The organism is Enterobacter sp. 03-F-07-AD-ECC (assembly GCF_047530935.1).
Classification (GTDB): domain Bacteria; phylum Pseudomonadota; class Gammaproteobacteria; order Enterobacterales; family Enterobacteriaceae; genus Enterobacter; species Enterobacter cloacae.
This window is the reverse complement of record NZ_JBLKBZ010000008.1, coordinates 1-15,071: the sequence shown is the minus strand read 5'-3', so window position 1 is coordinate 15,071 and position 15,071 is coordinate 1. Positions and strand designations below refer to the sequence as shown.

At 54.6% G+C, this 15,071-nt stretch carries 15 protein-coding genes, 1 tRNA gene and 2 rRNA genes; 10 read left to right on the top strand and 8 right to left on the bottom strand.

Going from position 1 to position 15,071, the window contains the following annotated elements; all coding sequences use genetic code 11:
- Positions 1–32 precede the first annotated feature (32 nt).
- Positions 33–1,061, top strand: coding sequence for an EF-P beta-lysylation protein EpmB (gene epmB / locus ACMWKA_RS13955; RefSeq protein WP_020688987.1), 1,029 nt, complete (start codon positions 33–35; stop codon positions 1,059–1,061).
- A gap of 47 nt (positions 1,062–1,108) precedes the next feature.
- On the opposite strand, the gene ACMWKA_RS13950 is transcribed toward epmB, so the two are convergent.
- Complete coding sequence (locus tag ACMWKA_RS13950) at positions 1,109–1,462, bottom strand: DUF4156 domain-containing protein (protein ID WP_013095263.1); 354 nt, start codon at positions 1,460–1,462, stop codon at positions 1,109–1,111.
- Positions 1,463–1,716: 254 nt separating this feature from the next.
- On the opposite strand from ACMWKA_RS13950, the gene ACMWKA_RS13945 reads away from it, so the two are divergent.
- Positions 1,717–2,394 carry a nucleoside recognition domain-containing protein gene (locus ACMWKA_RS13945; protein WP_414760343.1) on the top strand — a complete coding sequence of 226 codons (678 nt, stop codon included), beginning with the start codon at positions 1,717–1,719 and terminating at the stop codon, positions 2,392–2,394.
- Entirely contained in the window at positions 2,375–2,836 is a 462-nt protein-coding gene (locus ACMWKA_RS13940; protein ID WP_023622425.1) for a YjiG family protein, read from the top strand. Before ACMWKA_RS13945 ends, ACMWKA_RS13940 begins: the two co-directional genes overlap by 20 nt.
- Positions 2,837–2,922: 86 nt before the next feature.
- Here the strand turns inward: ACMWKA_RS13940 and groL are convergent, their stop codons facing one another.
- Positions 2,923–4,569: a chaperonin GroEL gene (gene groL, locus ACMWKA_RS13935; protein WP_013095260.1), complete on the bottom strand. Its 1,647-nt coding sequence runs from the start codon at positions 4,567–4,569 to the stop codon at positions 2,923–2,925.
- A 39-nt stretch (positions 4,570–4,608) separates the two neighbouring features.
- The gene (locus ACMWKA_RS13930) at positions 4,609–4,902 is read right to left on the bottom strand and encodes a co-chaperone GroES (RefSeq protein ID WP_003855929.1); all 294 of its coding nucleotides are present in this window, start codon (positions 4,900–4,902) and stop codon (positions 4,609–4,611) included.
- Positions 4,903–5,080: 178 nt separating this feature from the next.
- Here ACMWKA_RS13930 and yjeH point away from each other — a divergent pair, with 178 nt between their 5' ends.
- Positions 5,081–6,301, top strand: coding sequence for an L-methionine/branched-chain amino acid transporter (yjeH, locus tag ACMWKA_RS13925; RefSeq protein ID WP_248031821.1), 1,221 nt, complete (start codon positions 5,081–5,083; stop codon positions 6,299–6,301).
- A 37-nt stretch (positions 6,302–6,338) separates the two neighbouring features.
- On the opposite strand, the gene ACMWKA_RS13920 is transcribed toward yjeH, so the two are convergent.
- Positions 6,339–6,803: an FxsA family protein gene (locus ACMWKA_RS13920; RefSeq protein WP_013095258.1), complete on the bottom strand. Its 465-nt coding sequence runs from the start codon at positions 6,801–6,803 to the stop codon at positions 6,339–6,341.
- Positions 6,804–7,138: 335 nt separating this feature from the next.
- On the opposite strand from ACMWKA_RS13920, the gene aspA reads away from it, so the two are divergent.
- From aspA to ACMWKA_RS13895, 5 genes are all read left to right on the top strand, one after another.
- A complete protein-coding gene (aspA, locus tag ACMWKA_RS13915) occupies positions 7,139–8,575 on the top strand; it encodes an aspartate ammonia-lyase (protein WP_003855923.1) in 1,437 nt (478 codons plus the stop codon).
- A 116-nt stretch (positions 8,576–8,691) separates the two neighbouring features.
- On the top strand, positions 8,692–9,993 hold the full coding sequence (locus ACMWKA_RS13910; RefSeq protein ID WP_013095257.1) for an anaerobic C4-dicarboxylate transporter: 1,302 nt from the start codon (positions 8,692–8,694) through the stop codon (positions 9,991–9,993).
- Positions 9,994–10,106: 113 nt separating this feature from the next.
- Positions 10,107–10,430, top strand: coding sequence for a divalent cation tolerance protein CutA (gene cutA / locus ACMWKA_RS13905; RefSeq protein WP_038985610.1), 324 nt, complete (start codon positions 10,107–10,109; stop codon positions 10,428–10,430).
- Complete coding sequence (locus tag ACMWKA_RS13900; RefSeq protein ID WP_148790405.1) at positions 10,406–12,106, top strand: protein-disulfide reductase DsbD; 1,701 nt, start codon at positions 10,406–10,408, stop codon at positions 12,104–12,106. Before cutA ends, ACMWKA_RS13900 begins: the two co-directional genes overlap by 25 nt.
- Positions 12,107–12,154: 48 nt before the next feature.
- The gene (locus ACMWKA_RS13895; RefSeq protein ID WP_013095254.1) at positions 12,155–12,730 is read left to right on the top strand and encodes a transcriptional regulator; all 576 of its coding nucleotides are present in this window, start codon (positions 12,155–12,157) and stop codon (positions 12,728–12,730) included.
- On the opposite strand, the gene ACMWKA_RS13890 is transcribed toward ACMWKA_RS13895, so the two are convergent.
- Both ACMWKA_RS13890 and ACMWKA_RS13885 read right to left on the bottom strand, forming a co-directional pair.
- Positions 12,727–13,317: a LysE family translocator gene (locus ACMWKA_RS13890; RefSeq protein WP_020688994.1), complete on the bottom strand. Its 591-nt coding sequence runs from the start codon at positions 13,315–13,317 to the stop codon at positions 12,727–12,729. The genes ACMWKA_RS13895 and ACMWKA_RS13890 overlap by 4 nt on opposite strands.
- A gap of 36 nt (positions 13,318–13,353) precedes the next feature.
- A complete protein-coding gene (locus ACMWKA_RS13885) occupies positions 13,354–14,199 on the bottom strand; it encodes an AraC family transcriptional regulator (protein ID WP_040020545.1) in 846 nt (281 codons plus the stop codon).
- 169 nt (positions 14,200–14,368) lie between these two features.
- Between ACMWKA_RS13885 and ACMWKA_RS13880 the strand changes: the two genes are divergently transcribed.
- Positions 14,369–14,444, top strand: a tRNA-Phe gene (locus ACMWKA_RS13880).
- A gap of 236 nt (positions 14,445–14,680) precedes the next feature.
- Here ACMWKA_RS13880 and rrf read toward each other — a convergent pair.
- A 5S ribosomal RNA gene (gene rrf / locus ACMWKA_RS13875) occupies positions 14,681–14,796 on the bottom strand.
- A 64-nt stretch (positions 14,797–14,860) separates the two neighbouring features.
- Positions 14,861–15,071: ribosomal RNA gene (locus ACMWKA_RS13870) — 23S ribosomal RNA — on the bottom strand; the annotation flags it as partial.

The window sequence follows — 15,071 nt, the reverse complement described above, 5'->3', positions numbered from 1 at the left end:
CTAAATTTGTTAACTGGTAGCTTAGCCACAAAATGGCGCATATTGTAACCCTAAACACCCCGTCCAGAGAAGATTGGTTATCGCAACTTGCCGATGTAATCACCAGTCCTGATGAATTACTGCGTCTTCTTGAGCTCGAACAGCATACCGATTTGCTGGCCGGCCGGGAGGCGAAGCGGCTTTTCGCCCTGCGCGTTCCCCGCGCGTTTGTTGCCCGTATGGAGAAAGGCAATCCTGACGATCCATTATTAAAACAGACGCTTACCGCACAGGAAGAGTTCATTACGGCACCCGGCTATAGCACCGATCCGCTGGAAGAGCAGAACAGCGTGGTACCCGGTTTGCTGCACAAGTATCTGAACCGTGCGCTGCTGCTGGTGAAAGGTGGCTGTGCGGTAAATTGCCGTTATTGCTTCCGTCGACACTTCCCGTATGCCGAAAATCAGGGCAATAAACGCAACTGGCAGGTCGCGCTGGACTATATCGCCGCCCATTCTGAGCTGGATGAGATCATTTTTTCCGGTGGCGATCCGCTGATGGCGAAAGATCATGAGCTGGACTGGCTGCTGACCCAGCTTGAAGCCATTCCGCATATTAAGCGCCTGCGCATACACAGCCGTCTGCCGATTGTTATTCCGGCACGTATCACCGACGGACTGGTCTCACGCCTTGAGCAGTCCCGCCTGCAGGTGCTGCTGGTGAACCATATCAATCACGCCAATGAAATTGATGATGCATTTCGTGCGGCAATGGTGCGTTTACGCAAGGCAGGCGTGACGCTTCTTAACCAGAGCGTGCTGCTGCGCGGCGTAAATGATAATGCCCGCGTGCTGGCGGACCTCAGCAATGCGCTGTTTGATGCGGGAGTGATGCCCTATTACCTGCACGTGCTGGATCGCGTTCAGGGTGCGGCCCATTTCATGGTGACGGATGAAGAAGCCCGGCAGATCGTGCGTGAACTGTTAACGCTGGTGTCAGGCTATATGGTGCCGAAGCTGGCGCGTGAGATTGGCGGTGAACCGAGCAAGACGCCGCTGGATTTGCAGCTAAGACAGAGCTAGTTTCCCCTCAGCCTAACCCTCTCCCGGTGGGAGAGGGAAAAAGGCAATCAGTTCGGGCACTTATAGACCTGGCCATTCATCTGGCTGGCGGTTGGCACGAAGCTGGATAACATTCCCTGCGTCGGGCTGCTTACCCCGTAAATCACGTTGCCACCCATCGCCGCGGCCTGGTTACGCAGGGCATTGGCCGCGCCACGCATAGAGCCGCCCTCTTCGCCGTGCTGACCCGACATCCAGTTGCTTTGCTCACCGGTTGCCGTGCCTAAAAACTGGCACTCGTTACCCGGCTTATCTTCCACAAAGCGAACGCCCTGACCCGCTGCAGTCAGCTCATTGCTGGAGCTACAACCCGCCAGCAGCAATGCTGCTCCTACAATCCCTGCACAGACTTTTACGCGCATGTTATTCCTCGTTTTCAATAAGCTGGACAGTAGTTGTCCGTGTGTAAACCTTATACTAAAAAGATGACCAAAAGAAAAACCTCCGTGCGTTTCTGCGAGATATCAAGCACGAATGGTGCCTTCGCCTCCCCTAAATGAATTCTGATAATCACCCCGCGGATATCGTTTTTTTATGCTTTTTCGTTTTTAGTGACAGGCCACCGGCTTATTTTTTGCGCGTGTGGTGACAGGGAAACATAAAAACAGGAGGCAACATGAGTGAAGTATCCCCGAATCAGGGGAAAGTGACGTGGGTAGGGTATCTCGCTTTCTTTCTAACCATCATTTTCTTTTCTGGCTTTTTCGCCAAAGCCACCGAATGGTGGCGAGTCTTTGATTTCACCGTACTGAACGGCACATTTGGCCAGGTTAATGGCGAAGGCGCCGTAAGCGTCTCTTTTCGCGGCACAGGCGGTACCGGCGCAAAAGATGGCTTTCTGTTTGCGCTGGAACTGGCACCGTCTGTTATTTTGTCGCTGGGCATCATTTCAGTGACTGAAGGGCTGGGCGGGCTGCGGGCGGCACAGCAATTGATGACGCCCGTTTTGAAACCGTTGCTGGGCATTCCAGGCATTTGTTCTCTGGCGCTTATCGCCAATTTGCAAAACACCGATGCGGCAGCAGGTATGACCAAAGAGCTCGCCGATGAAGGCGTTATCAGCGACAGGGAACGAGCGATTTTCGCCACCTTTCAGACCAGCGGTAGCGCAATTATCACCAATTACTTCTCGTCCGGCGCGGCGCTGTTCACCAGCATCACTGTGCCGGTTATCACCCCGCTGGCAGTGATTCTTGTCTTTAAATTTATAGGTGCCAATTTTCTCAGAGCATGGATTGCGCACCTGCAAACCCGTCAGATCAAGGAGAGAGAAGATGACCGCCGAAGTGCGTAAAAACCTGATGGATCTCTTTATCGACGGCGCTCGCCGTGGCTTTACCATCGCCACCACCAGCCTGCTGCCAAACGTCGTAATGGCCTTCGTGATCATCCAGGCGCTGAAGGTAACAGGATTGCTGGATATCGTTGGCCGCGTTTGCGAGCCGATTATGGCGCTGTGGGGGCTGCCCGGAGAAGCCGCCACCGTGTTGCTGGCGTCGGTGATGAGCATGGGCGGCGGCGTGGGCGTCTGCGCAAGCCTGGTGGTGGCAGGGTCGCTCAGCGGGCATGACGCCACCGTACTGCTTCCGGCTATCTATCTGATGGGTAATCCGGTGCAAAACACCGGCCGCTGTCTCGGTACGGCAGGGGTAAACCCTAAATACTATCCGCATATTATTGGCGTCTGCGTAATCAACGCTCTGCTCTCTATGTGGGTCATGCAACTGCTGTTCTAAAACAAAAAACCCCGGACAGCGATGCCCGGGGTTTTTTATTAAGAGGTAGCGCCCAACGCCTGATGGCTGCCGGGCGAAGGGGGCAATTACATCATGCCGCCCATACCACCCATGCCTCCCATACCACCAGCAGCACCTAAGTCAGGTGCGTCGCCTTTAGGCAGGTCGGTTACCATGCACTCGGTAGTGATCATCAGGCCAGCTACAGATGCCGCATACTGCAGAGCAGAACGGGTCACTTTAGTTGGATCCAGGATACCGAAGTCGATCATGTTGCCGTATTCTTCTGTTGCCGCGTTGTAACCGTAGTTACCTTCGCCCGCTTTCACGTTGTTGGTAACAACAGATGGCTCTTCACCGGCGTTGGAAACGATCTGACGCAGAGGCGCTTCCATCGCGCGCAGCGCAACTTTGATACCCACGTTCTGGTCTTCGTTCTGACCGGACAGGCCAGCCAGTTTGGCGGCAACACGCACCAGCGCAACACCACCACCAGCAACCACGCCTTCTTCTACCGCAGCACGGGTCGCGTGCAGGGCATCGTCAACGCGTGCTTTTTTCTCTTTCATTTCAACTTCGGTAGCCGCACCGACTTTGATTACCGCAACGCCGCCTGCCAGTTTCGCTACGCGCTCCTGCAGTTTTTCACGGTCGTAATCAGACGTTGCTTCTTCAATTTGCTTACGGATCTGAGCAACACGGCCCTGAATAGCGGACTCTTCACCCACGCCATCGATGATGGTGGTGGTGTCTTTGTTGATCACAACACGTTTCGCCTGGCCGAGGTCTTCCAGGGTCGCTTTTTCCAGTTCCATACCGATCTCTTCAGAGATTACAGTACCACCGGTCAGGGTAGCGATGTCCTGCAGCATAGCTTTACGACGGTCGCCGAAGCCAGGTGCTTTAACCGCAGCCACTTTCACGATGCCACGCATGGTGTTAACCACCAGGGTCGCCAGCGCTTCGCCTTCAACGTCTTCAGCGATGATAACCAGTGGCTTGCCTGCTTTCGCAACGGCTTCCAGCACTGGCAGCATTTCGCGGATGTTGGAAACTTTCTTATCAGCCAGCAGGATGAATGGGCTTTCCAGCTCAACAGCGCCAGTTTCTGGCTTGTTGATGAAGTATGGGGACAGGTAACCGCGGTCGAACTGCATACCTTCAACCACGTCCAGTTCGTCTTCCAGACCGGTACCGTCTTCAACGGTGATCACGCCTTCTTTACCGACTTTGTCCATCGCTTCAGCGATCAGTTTACCTACGGTTTCGTCGGAGTTAGCGGAGATGGTACCTACCTGAGCAATCGCTTTAGAGTCAGAGCATGGTACGGACAGCGCTTTCAGTTCTTCAACAGCGGACGCGACAGCTTTGTCGATACCACGTTTCAGATCCATTGGGTTCATGCCCGCAGCAACGGCTTTCAGGCCTTCAGTGATGATTGCCTGCGCCAGTACGGTCGCGGTGGTGGTACCGTCGCCCGCAGCGTCGTTCGCTTTAGAGGCCACTTCTTTCACCATCTGCGCGCCCATGTTTTCGAACTTGTCTTCCAGCTCGATTTCACGTGCAACGGAAACACCATCTTTGGTGATGGTTGGCGCGCCGAAGGATTTATCCAGCACTACGTTACGGCCTTTCGGGCCCAGGGTGACTTTCACTGCGTCTGCCAGTACGTTTACGCCGCGGAGCATTTTTACACGAGCGTCGTTACCGAATTTTACGTCTTTAGCTGCCATGTTCTTATTTCCTCAAATTCGTACAGTTTCGTGCGTTAATTACGCTTCAACAATTGCCAGAATGTCGCTCTCGGACATGATCAACACTTCTTCATTGTCGATCTTCTCGGATTTCACGCCGTAGCCATCGTTGAAAATGACGATGTCACCAACTTTAACGTCCAGTGGCTGCACAGTTCCGTTTTCCAGGATGCGGCCCTTACCGACAGCGATGATTTCGCCACGCGTTGATTTTGCTGCTGCAGAACCCGTCAGAACGATGCCGCCAGCAGACTTGGTTTCAACTTCTTTACGTTTGACGATCACACGATCATGTAACGGACGAATACTCATTGATAGCTCTCCTTTGAGAAAGTCATTATCAGTTATGGATGACGCCGGGCCGCACACGGTTTTCCGGCTAGTGCCCTGAGAGATGGGGATAGCTTTTTACCCCTTCAAGGGGGAGTCGAAAAAAAATTTGCGAAAGTGTTACCATCGGCTCTCTTTGAATGGTGGCGGGACGATGTCAATGAGTGGACTCAAACAGGAGTTGGGGCTGGCGCAGGGGGTCGGCCTGCTCTCAACCTCCTTGTTAGGAACAGGGGTGTTTGCGGTGCCCGCACTGGCGGCGTTGGTTGCCGGTAATAACAGCCTGTGGGCGTGGCCGGTGCTGATTGTGCTGGTGTTCCCGGTTGCGATCGTGTTCGCCATTCTGGGAAGGCATTTTCCCAGCGCGGGCGGCGTGGCGCACTTTGTCGGCATGGCGTTTGGCCCACGACTGGAGCGCGTCACCGGCTGGCTGTTCCTTTCCGTCATTCCGGTTGGTCTGCCTGCGGCGTTGCATATCGCAACCGGCTTTGGGCAAGCGCTCTTCGGCTGGCATGACGAAGCACTGCTGCTGGCTGAGCTGGGTACGCTGGCTATCGTCTGGTGGGTGGGCTCACGCGGGGCCAGTTCCAGCGCTAACCTGCAGACGATCGTCGCGGTGCTGATTGTCGCGCTCATCGCCGCTATCTGGTGGGCGGGAGATATTCGCGTCGAGGAGATCCCCTTCCCGACCATCACCGATATCGATCATGCGCAGCTCTTCGCTGCCCTGTCAGTCATGTTCTGGTGTTTTGTCGGTCTGGAAGCGTTCGCCCATCTGGCGTCGGAGTTTAAGCATCCCGAGCGCGATTTTCCGCGAGCCCTGATGATTGGCCTGTTGGTCGCAGGCACGGTTTACTGGGCCTGTACTGTGCTGGTGCTGCACTTCGACGCTTTTGGCGCAGATAAAGCAGCCGCCGCTTCGCTGCCGGGTATCGTGGTGCAGCTGTTCGGCGTAAAAGCGCTGTGGGTGGCCTGTGTGATTGGCTATCTGGCCTGTTTTGCCAGCCTCAATATTTACATCCAGAGCTTTGCGCGGCTGGTGTGGTCTCAGGCGCGCAATAAACCGCAGAGCCGTCTTGCGCAGTTGTCTAAGCGTCAGCTGCCGTTGAATGCGCTGAATCTCGTGCTGGGAAGTTGCGTTGTGAGCACGTTGTGTATTTACGCGCTAAAGATCAATCTGGATGCACTAATCATTTATGCCAACGGCATATTTATTATGATCTACCTGCTATGCATGCTGGCGGGTTGTCGTCTGTTGAAGGGTCGCTATAAAGCACTGGCCGTTGTCGGGGGAGTGCTTTGCCTGCTGTTGCTGATGATGGTGGGATGGAAGAGTATGTACGCCGTCGTCATGCTGGCAGGGCTGTGGGTGGCGCTTTAGTCGCGCCCGGTAAGCGAAGCGTCACCGGGCAAAGACATTACCGATCGTCTTTATGATCCAAACGGTCGTGTTGGTCATCCTTACGCTGGTATTCCCCTTCAAACGTATCACCCGGGCCGGTGCTGAACCCGCCGCCCGGCATCCGGCTAAAGCGCAGATGCGGCAGCAGCTTCATGGTCAGGTGTTTTTGCACCGGCGGCAACAGCAGCAGCAGTCCGAGGAAGTCGGTGAAGAAGCCCGGCAGGATCAGCAGCAGACCGGCAATAATCAGCGATACGCTTTTGATCATCTCGGCCGCCGGGCTCTCGCCTGCGGCCATCTTCTGCTGCATTAACAGGAAATTTTTGAAACCCTGATTACGCACCAGCGACATGCCGATGACGGAGGTGAAGATCACCAGAATCAGCGTCAGCAGGACGCCCAGCACATGGGCGACCTGGATAAAAATTGAAATCTCAATGTAAACATAGAGAAAGAAAGCAATAAACGGTATCCAGCGCACTGGCATCTCCTGTGTGGCAGGTGCCTTTTGGCCCCTGTCTGAATGTGTTCGCGACACGCGTCTGTAAGAGATGAGGACGGTTAGCTAAAATTCAATCGGTTTGCACGGATATTTTTTTTGGAAATATTAAAGCGGTGACCCATTTCACAGATTAATAATTATCATGGAATCGGGTCGATAATAAGTGATCCAGCTTACGGCAATTCGCTATCATCAGCATATGATCTCGAGCAATTGGCCGATTGAGGGAATAATCGTCGGTCAGAAAATATTCAAAACCACATAAATACTGTGTGTTTAGTACAATCCATCGGCAGCTTGAAAAGAAGGTTCACATGTTAAACAACATTCGTATCGAAGAAGACTTGTTGGGTACCAGGGAAGTTCCAGCGGATGCCTACTACGGTGTCCACACTCTGAGAGCGATTGAAAACTTCTACATCAGCAACAGCAAAATCAGCGACATTCCTGAGTTTGTCCGTGGCATGGTGATGGTGAAGAAAGCGGCAGCGCTGGCAAACAAAGAGCTGCAAACCATTCCTAAAAGCGCGGCAAATGCGATTATCGCGGCCTGCGATGAAGTGCTGAACAACGGCAAATGCATGGACCAGTTCCCGGTTGACGTCTATCAGGGCGGCGCGGGCACCTCCGTCAACATGAACACCAACGAAGTACTGGCAAATATCGGCCTGGAGCTGATGGGCCACCAGAAAGGTGAATACCAGTACCTGAACCCGAACGATCACGTCAACAAATGTCAGTCCACTAACGACGCCTACCCAACCGGCTTCCGCATCGCGGTTTATGCCTCCGTTGTGAAACTGGTCGACGCCATTAACCAGCTGGGCGACGGTTTCCAGCGCAAAGCGGTTGAGTTCCAGGACATTCTGAAAATGGGTCGTACCCAGCTGCAGGACGCGGTACCAATGACCCTCGGTCAGGAATTCCACGCGTTTAACGTGCTGCTGAATGAAGAAACCAAAAACCTGCTGCGCACTTCCGAGCTGCTGCTGGAAGTGAACCTGGGCGCCACCGCCATCGGTACACGTCTGAACACACCGGACGGTTATCAGCAGCTGGCGGTTCAGAAACTGGCTGAAGTCTCTAACCTGCCAGTCGTACCTGCAGAAGATCTGATTGAAGCCACCTCCGACTGCGGCGCCTACGTCATGGTACACAGCGCCCTGAAACGTCTGGCGGTGAAACTGTCCAAAATCTGTAACGACCTGCGTCTGCTCTCTTCCGGCCCACGCGCTGGCCTGAACGAAATCAACCTGCCAGAACTGCAGGCCGGTTCGTCCATCATGCCAGCGAAAGTGAACCCGGTAGTGCCTGAAGTGGTGAACCAGGTTTGCTTCAAGGTTATTGGTAACGATACGACCGTAACCATGGCCTCTGAAGCCGGTCAGCTGCAGCTGAACGTCATGGAGCCCGTGATTGGCCAGGCGATGTTCGAATCTATCCACATCCTGACTAACGCCTGCTATAACCTGCTGGAAAAATGCATCAACGGCATTACCGCGAATAAAGAAGTCTGCGAAGGTTACGTGTACAACTCCATCGGGATCGTCACCTACCTCAACCCGTTCATTGGCCACCATAACGGCGACATCGTCGGTAAGATTTGCGCCGAAACCGGTAAGAGCGTGCGTGAAGTCGTACTGGAGCGCGGACTGTTGACCGAAGCCGAGCTGGACGATATCTTCTCCGCCCAGAACCTGATGCACCCGGCATATAAAGCGAAACGATACACCGATGAAAGCGAACAGTAACCGTTCAGGCTAAGCTTCCGAAAGGCACGTCACTTGTGACGTGCCTTTTTTCTTTTTAGGCGTTACCAAAATACAACAATTCAATATCAACTTGTTAATAAGCAAGGCAGGTCCTTATGTTTGGAGCAGAACTCGTCATCGTCCTGTTGGCGATTTATTTGGGAGCAAGACTCGGGGGTATCGGCATCGGTTTTGCCGGCGGTCTCGGGGTGCTCGTTCTTACCCTTATCTTTCAGATTAAACCCGGCGCAATCCCGTTTGACGTTATCGAAATCATCATGGCAGTTATTGCCGCTATCGCCGCCATGCAGGTGGCTGGCGGTATGGACTACCTGGTGAGTCTGGCGGAGCGTATGCTGCGCCGTCATCCTAAATACATTACCTTCCTTGCCCCGCTGGTGACCTGGTTCATGACCATTCTCGCCGGTACCGGTCACACTGCCTTTTCCACGCTGCCGGTGATTACCGAAGTGGCGAAAGAACAGGGTATCCGTCCATCTCGCCCGCTCTCTATTGCGGTAGTGGCGTCCCAAATTGCGATTACCGCCTCGCCTATCTCAGCGGCAGTAGTGTTCTTCGCCGGAATCCTGGAACCCATGGGTGTGAGCTATCTGACGCTGCTGGCGATCTGTATTCCGGTAACGTTGATTGCAGTCATGATCACCGCCGTGCTGTGTAACTTCCTCGGCGCTGAACTGAAAGACGATCCGGTTTATCAGGAACGTCTGGCCAAGGGCGAAGTGAGCTTGCGCGGTAGCCAGGTCTTCAAACTGAAGCCGCATGCGAAACGCTCCGTGGTGCTGTTCCTGATCGGTATCGTGGCGGTGATGTTCTACGCGACGGCCATCAGTGACACAGTAGGCCTCATCCAGAACCCGGTTCTGCCGCGTAACGAAGCGATTGTGGTATTCATGCTGACCATCGCAACCCTGATCAGCATCACCTGTAAAATCGATACCAGCGAAGTGCTGAATGCCAGCACCTTTAAATCCGGTATGAGCGCCTGCGTGTGCGTGCTGGGTGTGGCATGGCTCGGTGATACCTTCGTAAAAGCGCACATCAGCGATATCCAGACCGTTGCGGGTGACCTGCTGCACAACTACCCATGGCTGCTGGCGGTGGTACTGTTCTTTGCAGCTACCCTGCTTTATTCTCAGGCTGCCACGACCAAGGCGCTGATGCCTGCGGCTCTGATGCTGGGCGTAACGCCACTGACGGCCATTGCCTCGTTTGCTGCCGTTTCTGCCCTGTTCGTTCTGCCCACTTATCCAACCCTGCTGGCGGCGGTAGAAATGGATGACACCGGTTCAACCCGCATCGGTAAGTATGTGTTTAACCATGCGTTCCTGATCCCGGGTGTGGTCGCGATTACGCTGTGCGTGATCCTCGGCTTTATCATCGGCGGCGTCGTGCTGTAAACCATTTCGGGTTGTAAAAATAGTTAAAATCGGGCCGCTCTGCGGCCCGTTTCATTAATGACCAATCGCCTTGCGTGATATAGTGACCACTTTCGTGATGAGGAGGTCGACTTGTGAACACGCCTGATGCTGTTGTCGTATTGTGTACCGCCCCTGATGAAGCTTCCGCCCAGGATCTCGCCGCCAAAGTATTGGCCGAAAAACTGGCTGCCTGTGTAACCCTCCTCCCCGGAGCGACCTCCCTCTATTACTGGGAAGGCAAACTGGAGCAGGAGTACGAAGTCCAGATGTTGCTCAAAACCAACCTGGCAAACCAGCAGGCGCTTCTTGACTGCCTCAAATCTCATCATCCTTACCAAACTCCGGAACTGCTGGTATTGCCAGTGCTCCACGGTGATAACGATTATCTCTCATGGCTCAACGTTTCCTTACGCTGATCCTGCTGCTGTGCAGCACGTCAGTCTTTGCCGGGTTGTTTGACGCGCCCGGCCGTTCGAACTTTATTCCTGCCGATCAGGCATTTGTTTTCGATTTCCAGCAAAACCAGCATGACCTCAACCTCACCTGGCAGGTGAAAGAGGGTTATTACCTGTATCGTAAGCAGGTCAGTATCACACCCGCTCAGGCAAGCGTGGGCGCGCTGCAACTGCCTGCGGGCGAATGGCACGAGGATGAGTTTTACGGCAAAAGCGAGATTTATCGCCAGCACTTAAGCGTGCCCGTAACGGTGCAACAGGCAGACAAAGGCGCTACGCTCACCGTCACTTACCAGGGCTGTGCCGATGCAGGCTTCTGCTATCCCCCAGAAACGAGGATCGTTCCGCTTAGTGAAGTTAAAGCGTCTGCCGCCAACGTTGCTCCTCTTCCTGCAGAGGTCAAGCGTGAAGGTGAGCCTGCGTCAGACCTCCCTTTCTCCGCGCTCTGGGCCTTGCTGATTGGTATCGGCATCGCCTTCACGCCATGCGTATTGCCAATGTACCCGTTGATCTCCGGGATAGTACTGGGCGGAAAACAGCGTCTTAGCACCGCCCGCGCGCTACTGCTTGCCTTTATTTACGTGCAGGGAATGGCGTTAACCTATACGGCACTCGGCCTCGTGGTTGCGGCGGCCGGCTTACAGTTCCAGGCGGCTCTTCAGCACCCTTATGTCCTTATCGGCCTGTCGGTGGTGTTTATCCTGCTGGCATTGTCGATGTTTGGCCTGTTCACCCTGCAACTGCCGTCTTCCCTGCAAACCCGCTTAACGCTGCTCAGCAACCGCCAACAGGGGGGTTCAGCAGGTGGTGTGTTTGCGATGGGAGCTATCGCCGGGCTGATTTGTTCGCCCTGCACCACTGCACCGCTTAGCGCGATTCTGCTCTATATCGCCCAGAGCGGTAATATGTGGCTTGGCGGCGGTACGTTGTACCTTTACGCGCTTGGGATGGGTCTACCGCTGATCCTGGTCACGGTATTTGGCAACCGCCTGCTGCCGAAGAGCGGGCCGTGGATGGAGACGGTGAAAACCGCGTTTGGCTTTGTCATTCTGGCGCTGCCGGTCTTCCTGCTGGAGCGTATTGTCGGTGACGTCTGGGGGATGCGCCTGTGGGCGATGCTCGGCGTAGCGTTCTTCTCCTGGGCGTTTATCGTCAGTCTGGGGGCAAAAAGCGCGTGGATGCGTCTGGTACAAATCGTCCTGCTCGCCGCTGCGCTGGTGAGCGTGCGTCCACTTCAGGATTGGGCATTTGGCACGCCAGTGGCTCAGAACCAGGCGCATCTGAATTTCATCCAGATTAAGAACGTGGATGATCTTAACCAGGCTCTGGCCCAGGCGCGCGGCAAACCGGTGATGCTCGATCTCTACGCAGACTGGTGCGTTGCCTGCAAAGAGTTTGAAAAGTACACCTTTAGCGACCCGCAGGTGCAAGGGGCGCTAAACGGGACCGTTCTGCTTCAGGCAAACGTGACCGCCAACAATGCGCAGGATAAAGCCCTGCTGAAGCAACTTAACGTGCTCGGGCTGCCGACCATTCTGTTCTTCAATCAACAGGGTGAAGAACAGCCAGGGCAGCGTGTAACCGGGTTTATGGAAGCGGCGGCTTTCAGCGCGCATTTGCGCGATCGCCAACCGTAAACAACACTTTAAACGGGACAACCGTTGGGAATAACGGAGGAGAGAACCGTGCAACGCGAAGACGTACTGGGACAAGCCCTGCAATTACTTGAGATTCAAGGGATCGCCAGCACCACGCTTGAGATGGTAGCCGACCGTATCGATTACCCTCTGGATGAGCTTACGCGCTTCTGGCCCGATAAAGAGGCGCTGCTTTATGATGCCCTGCGCTACCTCAGCCAGCAGGTTGATATCTGGCGCAGGCAGCTGATGTTGAATGAAGAACTGACCGCCGAACAGAAGCTGCTGGCGCGCTATACCGCGCTGACGGAATGTGTAAGTAACAACCGCTACCCGGGTTGTCTGTTTATCGCCGCATGCACGTACTACCCCGATCCAGGCCATCCGATCCATCAGCTGGCGGATCAGCAAAAACGGGCGGCGCACGACTTCACCCACGAACTGCTGACAACGCTTGAAGTGGATGATCCGGCAATGGTGGCAAAGCAAATGGAGCTGGTGCTGGAAGGCTGCCTGAGCCGTATGCTGGTAAATCGTAGCCAGGCCGATGTGGATACCGCTCACCGCCTGGCAGAGGACATCCTGCGCTTTGCCCAGTGCCGCATGGGCGGCGCGTTGACCTAAGCCAGCACCCCAGCCCAGGCTGAGACAAGCAGGCACAATGCCATCAGCCGCTGAAATCGCACCATCGCCACGGTGGTGCGAAAGAATTTATTTACCGCCTTCCCCAGCCACGCCCAGCACATCAGACACACCACCGAGATGGCCAGGAACCACAGCGCCATCAGCGCTATATCCCGCAGCGCGTGCTCGCTTGCAGGGGCAAACAGGCTGACAACCGCCAGCGCCATCATCCAGGTTTTCGGGTTTACGATCTGCAACAGGGCTGCAGCTTGCGCGGTAAAACGGGTATGCGTCTTCGCAGAGAGGTTTGCTGCAGGCGCGTTAAATAACTGCCAGCTCATCCAGCTTAGCCATAACACCCCTGCCCAGCTCATCATCTGGCGAATCAGGGGATACTGGCGAAGCACTTCCCCTGCACCGGCACCTGAAACCAGCACAATCATGCTCGCCGCCATGCATCCTCCAAGAATGGCCGGAACGGTTTTTTTGATGCCGAAGTGCTGGCTGTTGGTGAGAATGAGGATATTGGTCGGCCCTGGCGTTATCGAAGCGACAAAGGCAAACAGCAGAAAAGGTATTGTACTCACAGGTGGCTCCTTATTATCAGAGCCATCAATGTGCCGCTATTTTCTGGAAACGTCTGGAAGGTTTGTGCACAGCCGACGGTAATAGGCTGGCGATATACGGTATGCTCGCTGGAACCAGCGTCCAAGGTGGCTTTGGTCGGCAAAGCCTACCGCCGATGCCACATCCACGGGCAGCTCACCATGAGCCAGCAACTGGCGAGCTTTTGCAAGGCGTAGCTGAATAAGCCACGCATGCGGTGCCAGGTGAAACTCGCGTTTAAAACAGCGCGTCAGCGTGAAGCGGTCGGTTCCCGTCTCACGTGCCAGATCCGACAACCCGACGTTTTCGTCCATATGCGCGTAGAGGTAATCGCGTGCACGATGCGCGACGGCAGCGCTTTGCCGTTGAGACGGGAGTCGCTTACGCCAGTGGCAGTGGGCGGTGATCTGAGAGAGCAGATTATCCATCGCGCTTTGCTGAACGATTTTCATCTCCGCGTTATGCAGTGTGGCAAAGGTCTCACCGATGCTACGTACCAGCCGTGGCTCGCGCGTCAGCGTTTGAGAAAAGTGCAGTGAATAGCTGTCGGGCGTAGCGTCATATAATCCGCGCAGCGTACGTGTTAGCCACTGCTCATCCAGATAAAAGGTTAGATAGGTAAAGCCGCCTTCTACAGGTGCGTCACCATCATGGATCTCACCCGGTTCCAGTAAAAACGCATCCCCCGGTTGACTACGATGACGCACGCGGCGGCAGTGAAACTGTTGAGTACCTGAAAGGGTGATCCCTACCAGATAGCTGTCGTGCCAGTGCGGATCGTAGGCATGCCCTTCGAAGTGCGCTTTAATCGTCTCAATGCCCGTCTCTGCATGCTGACGCAGCTCAAGCCAGTCGTTCGCCATACTGCCCTCCTCTTACTATCAGCATTGCTGCAGTGAACGGGTTCTGTCTGGAAGATTTGTGCACTTTCGTCGCATAAACCGACAGATTGCCGCAAACTTAAGCAGTTGAACAGCTTTTCCCTAAATAATGTTGACGCTCGGGCAGGATTGCGGTTTAATGCGCTCCGTTGCCCGGATAGCTCAGTCGGTAGAGCAGGGGATTGAAAATCCCCGTGTCCTTGGTTCGATTCCGAGTCCGGGCACCACTATTTAAAGAACCCAGCCTATGGCTGGGTTTTTGCTTTTCTGCATTTATAAATCCTTTCTTTAGTATTCTTGTTTCTCTTTACCGTGGGATCGTGCGATCTGCCATGCCCGGTGGCGCTGCGCTTACCGGGCCTACAGGTTTTGTAGGCAAGACGAAGCCGCCATCCGGCATGTTTTTCTGGGGTGCAAAGCAAAAAACCCCGCACCTTACGGTACGGGGTTCTTCTTATTTGATGCCTGGCAGTTCCCTACTCTCACATGGGGAGACCCCACACTACCATCGGCGCTACGGCGTTTCACTTCTGAGTTCGGCATGGGGTCAGGTGGGACCACCGCGCTAAAGCCGCCAGGCAAATTCTGTTAATCTGTATCAGGCTGAAAATCTGTCTCTTCGCCAAAACACCTTCGGCGTTGTAAGGTTAAGCCTCACGGTTCATTAGTATCGGTTAGCTCAACGCATCGCTGCGCTTACACACCCGACCTATCAACGTCGTCGTCTTCAACGTTCCTTCAGGAGACTTTAAGTCTCAGGGAGAACTCATCTCGGGGCAAGTTTCGTGCTTAGATGCTTTCAGCACTTATCTCTTCCGCATTTAGCTACCGGGCAGTGCCATTGGCATGACAAC

Excerpts from the sequence above, each read along its gene's own strand:
- ACMWKA_RS13930 (WP_003855929.1), bottom strand. The coding sequence starts at position 4,902 with ATGAGTATTCGTCCGTTACATGATCGTGTGATCGTCAAACGTAAAGAA.
- ACMWKA_RS13885 (WP_040020545.1), bottom strand. The coding sequence starts at position 14,199 with ATGGCGAACGACTGGCTTGAGCTGCGTCAGCATGCAGAGACGGGCATT.
- aspA (WP_003855923.1), top strand. The coding sequence starts at position 7,139 with ATGTTAAACAACATTCGTATCGAAGAAGACTTGTTGGGTACCAGGGAA.
- ACMWKA_RS13910 (WP_013095257.1), top strand. The coding sequence starts at position 8,692 with ATGTTTGGAGCAGAACTCGTCATCGTCCTGTTGGCGATTTATTTGGGA.
- ACMWKA_RS13900 (WP_148790405.1), top strand. The coding sequence starts at position 10,406 with ATGGCTCAACGTTTCCTTACGCTGATCCTGCTGCTGTGCAGCACGTCA.
- yjeH (WP_248031821.1), top strand. The coding sequence starts at position 5,081 with ATGAGTGGACTCAAACAGGAGTTGGGGCTGGCGCAGGGGGTCGGCCTG.
- groL (WP_013095260.1), bottom strand. The coding sequence starts at position 4,569 with ATGGCAGCTAAAGACGTAAAATTCGGTAACGACGCTCGTGTAAAAATG.
- ACMWKA_RS13945 (WP_414760343.1), top strand. The coding sequence starts at position 1,717 with ATGAGTGAAGTATCCCCGAATCAGGGGAAAGTGACGTGGGTAGGGTAT.
- ACMWKA_RS13950 (WP_013095263.1), bottom strand. The coding sequence starts at position 1,462 with ATGCGCGTAAAAGTCTGTGCAGGGATTGTAGGAGCAGCATTGCTGCTG.
- ACMWKA_RS13940 (WP_023622425.1), top strand. The coding sequence starts at position 2,375 with ATGACCGCCGAAGTGCGTAAAAACCTGATGGATCTCTTTATCGACGGC.
- epmB (WP_020688987.1), top strand. The coding sequence starts at position 33 with ATGGCGCATATTGTAACCCTAAACACCCCGTCCAGAGAAGATTGGTTA.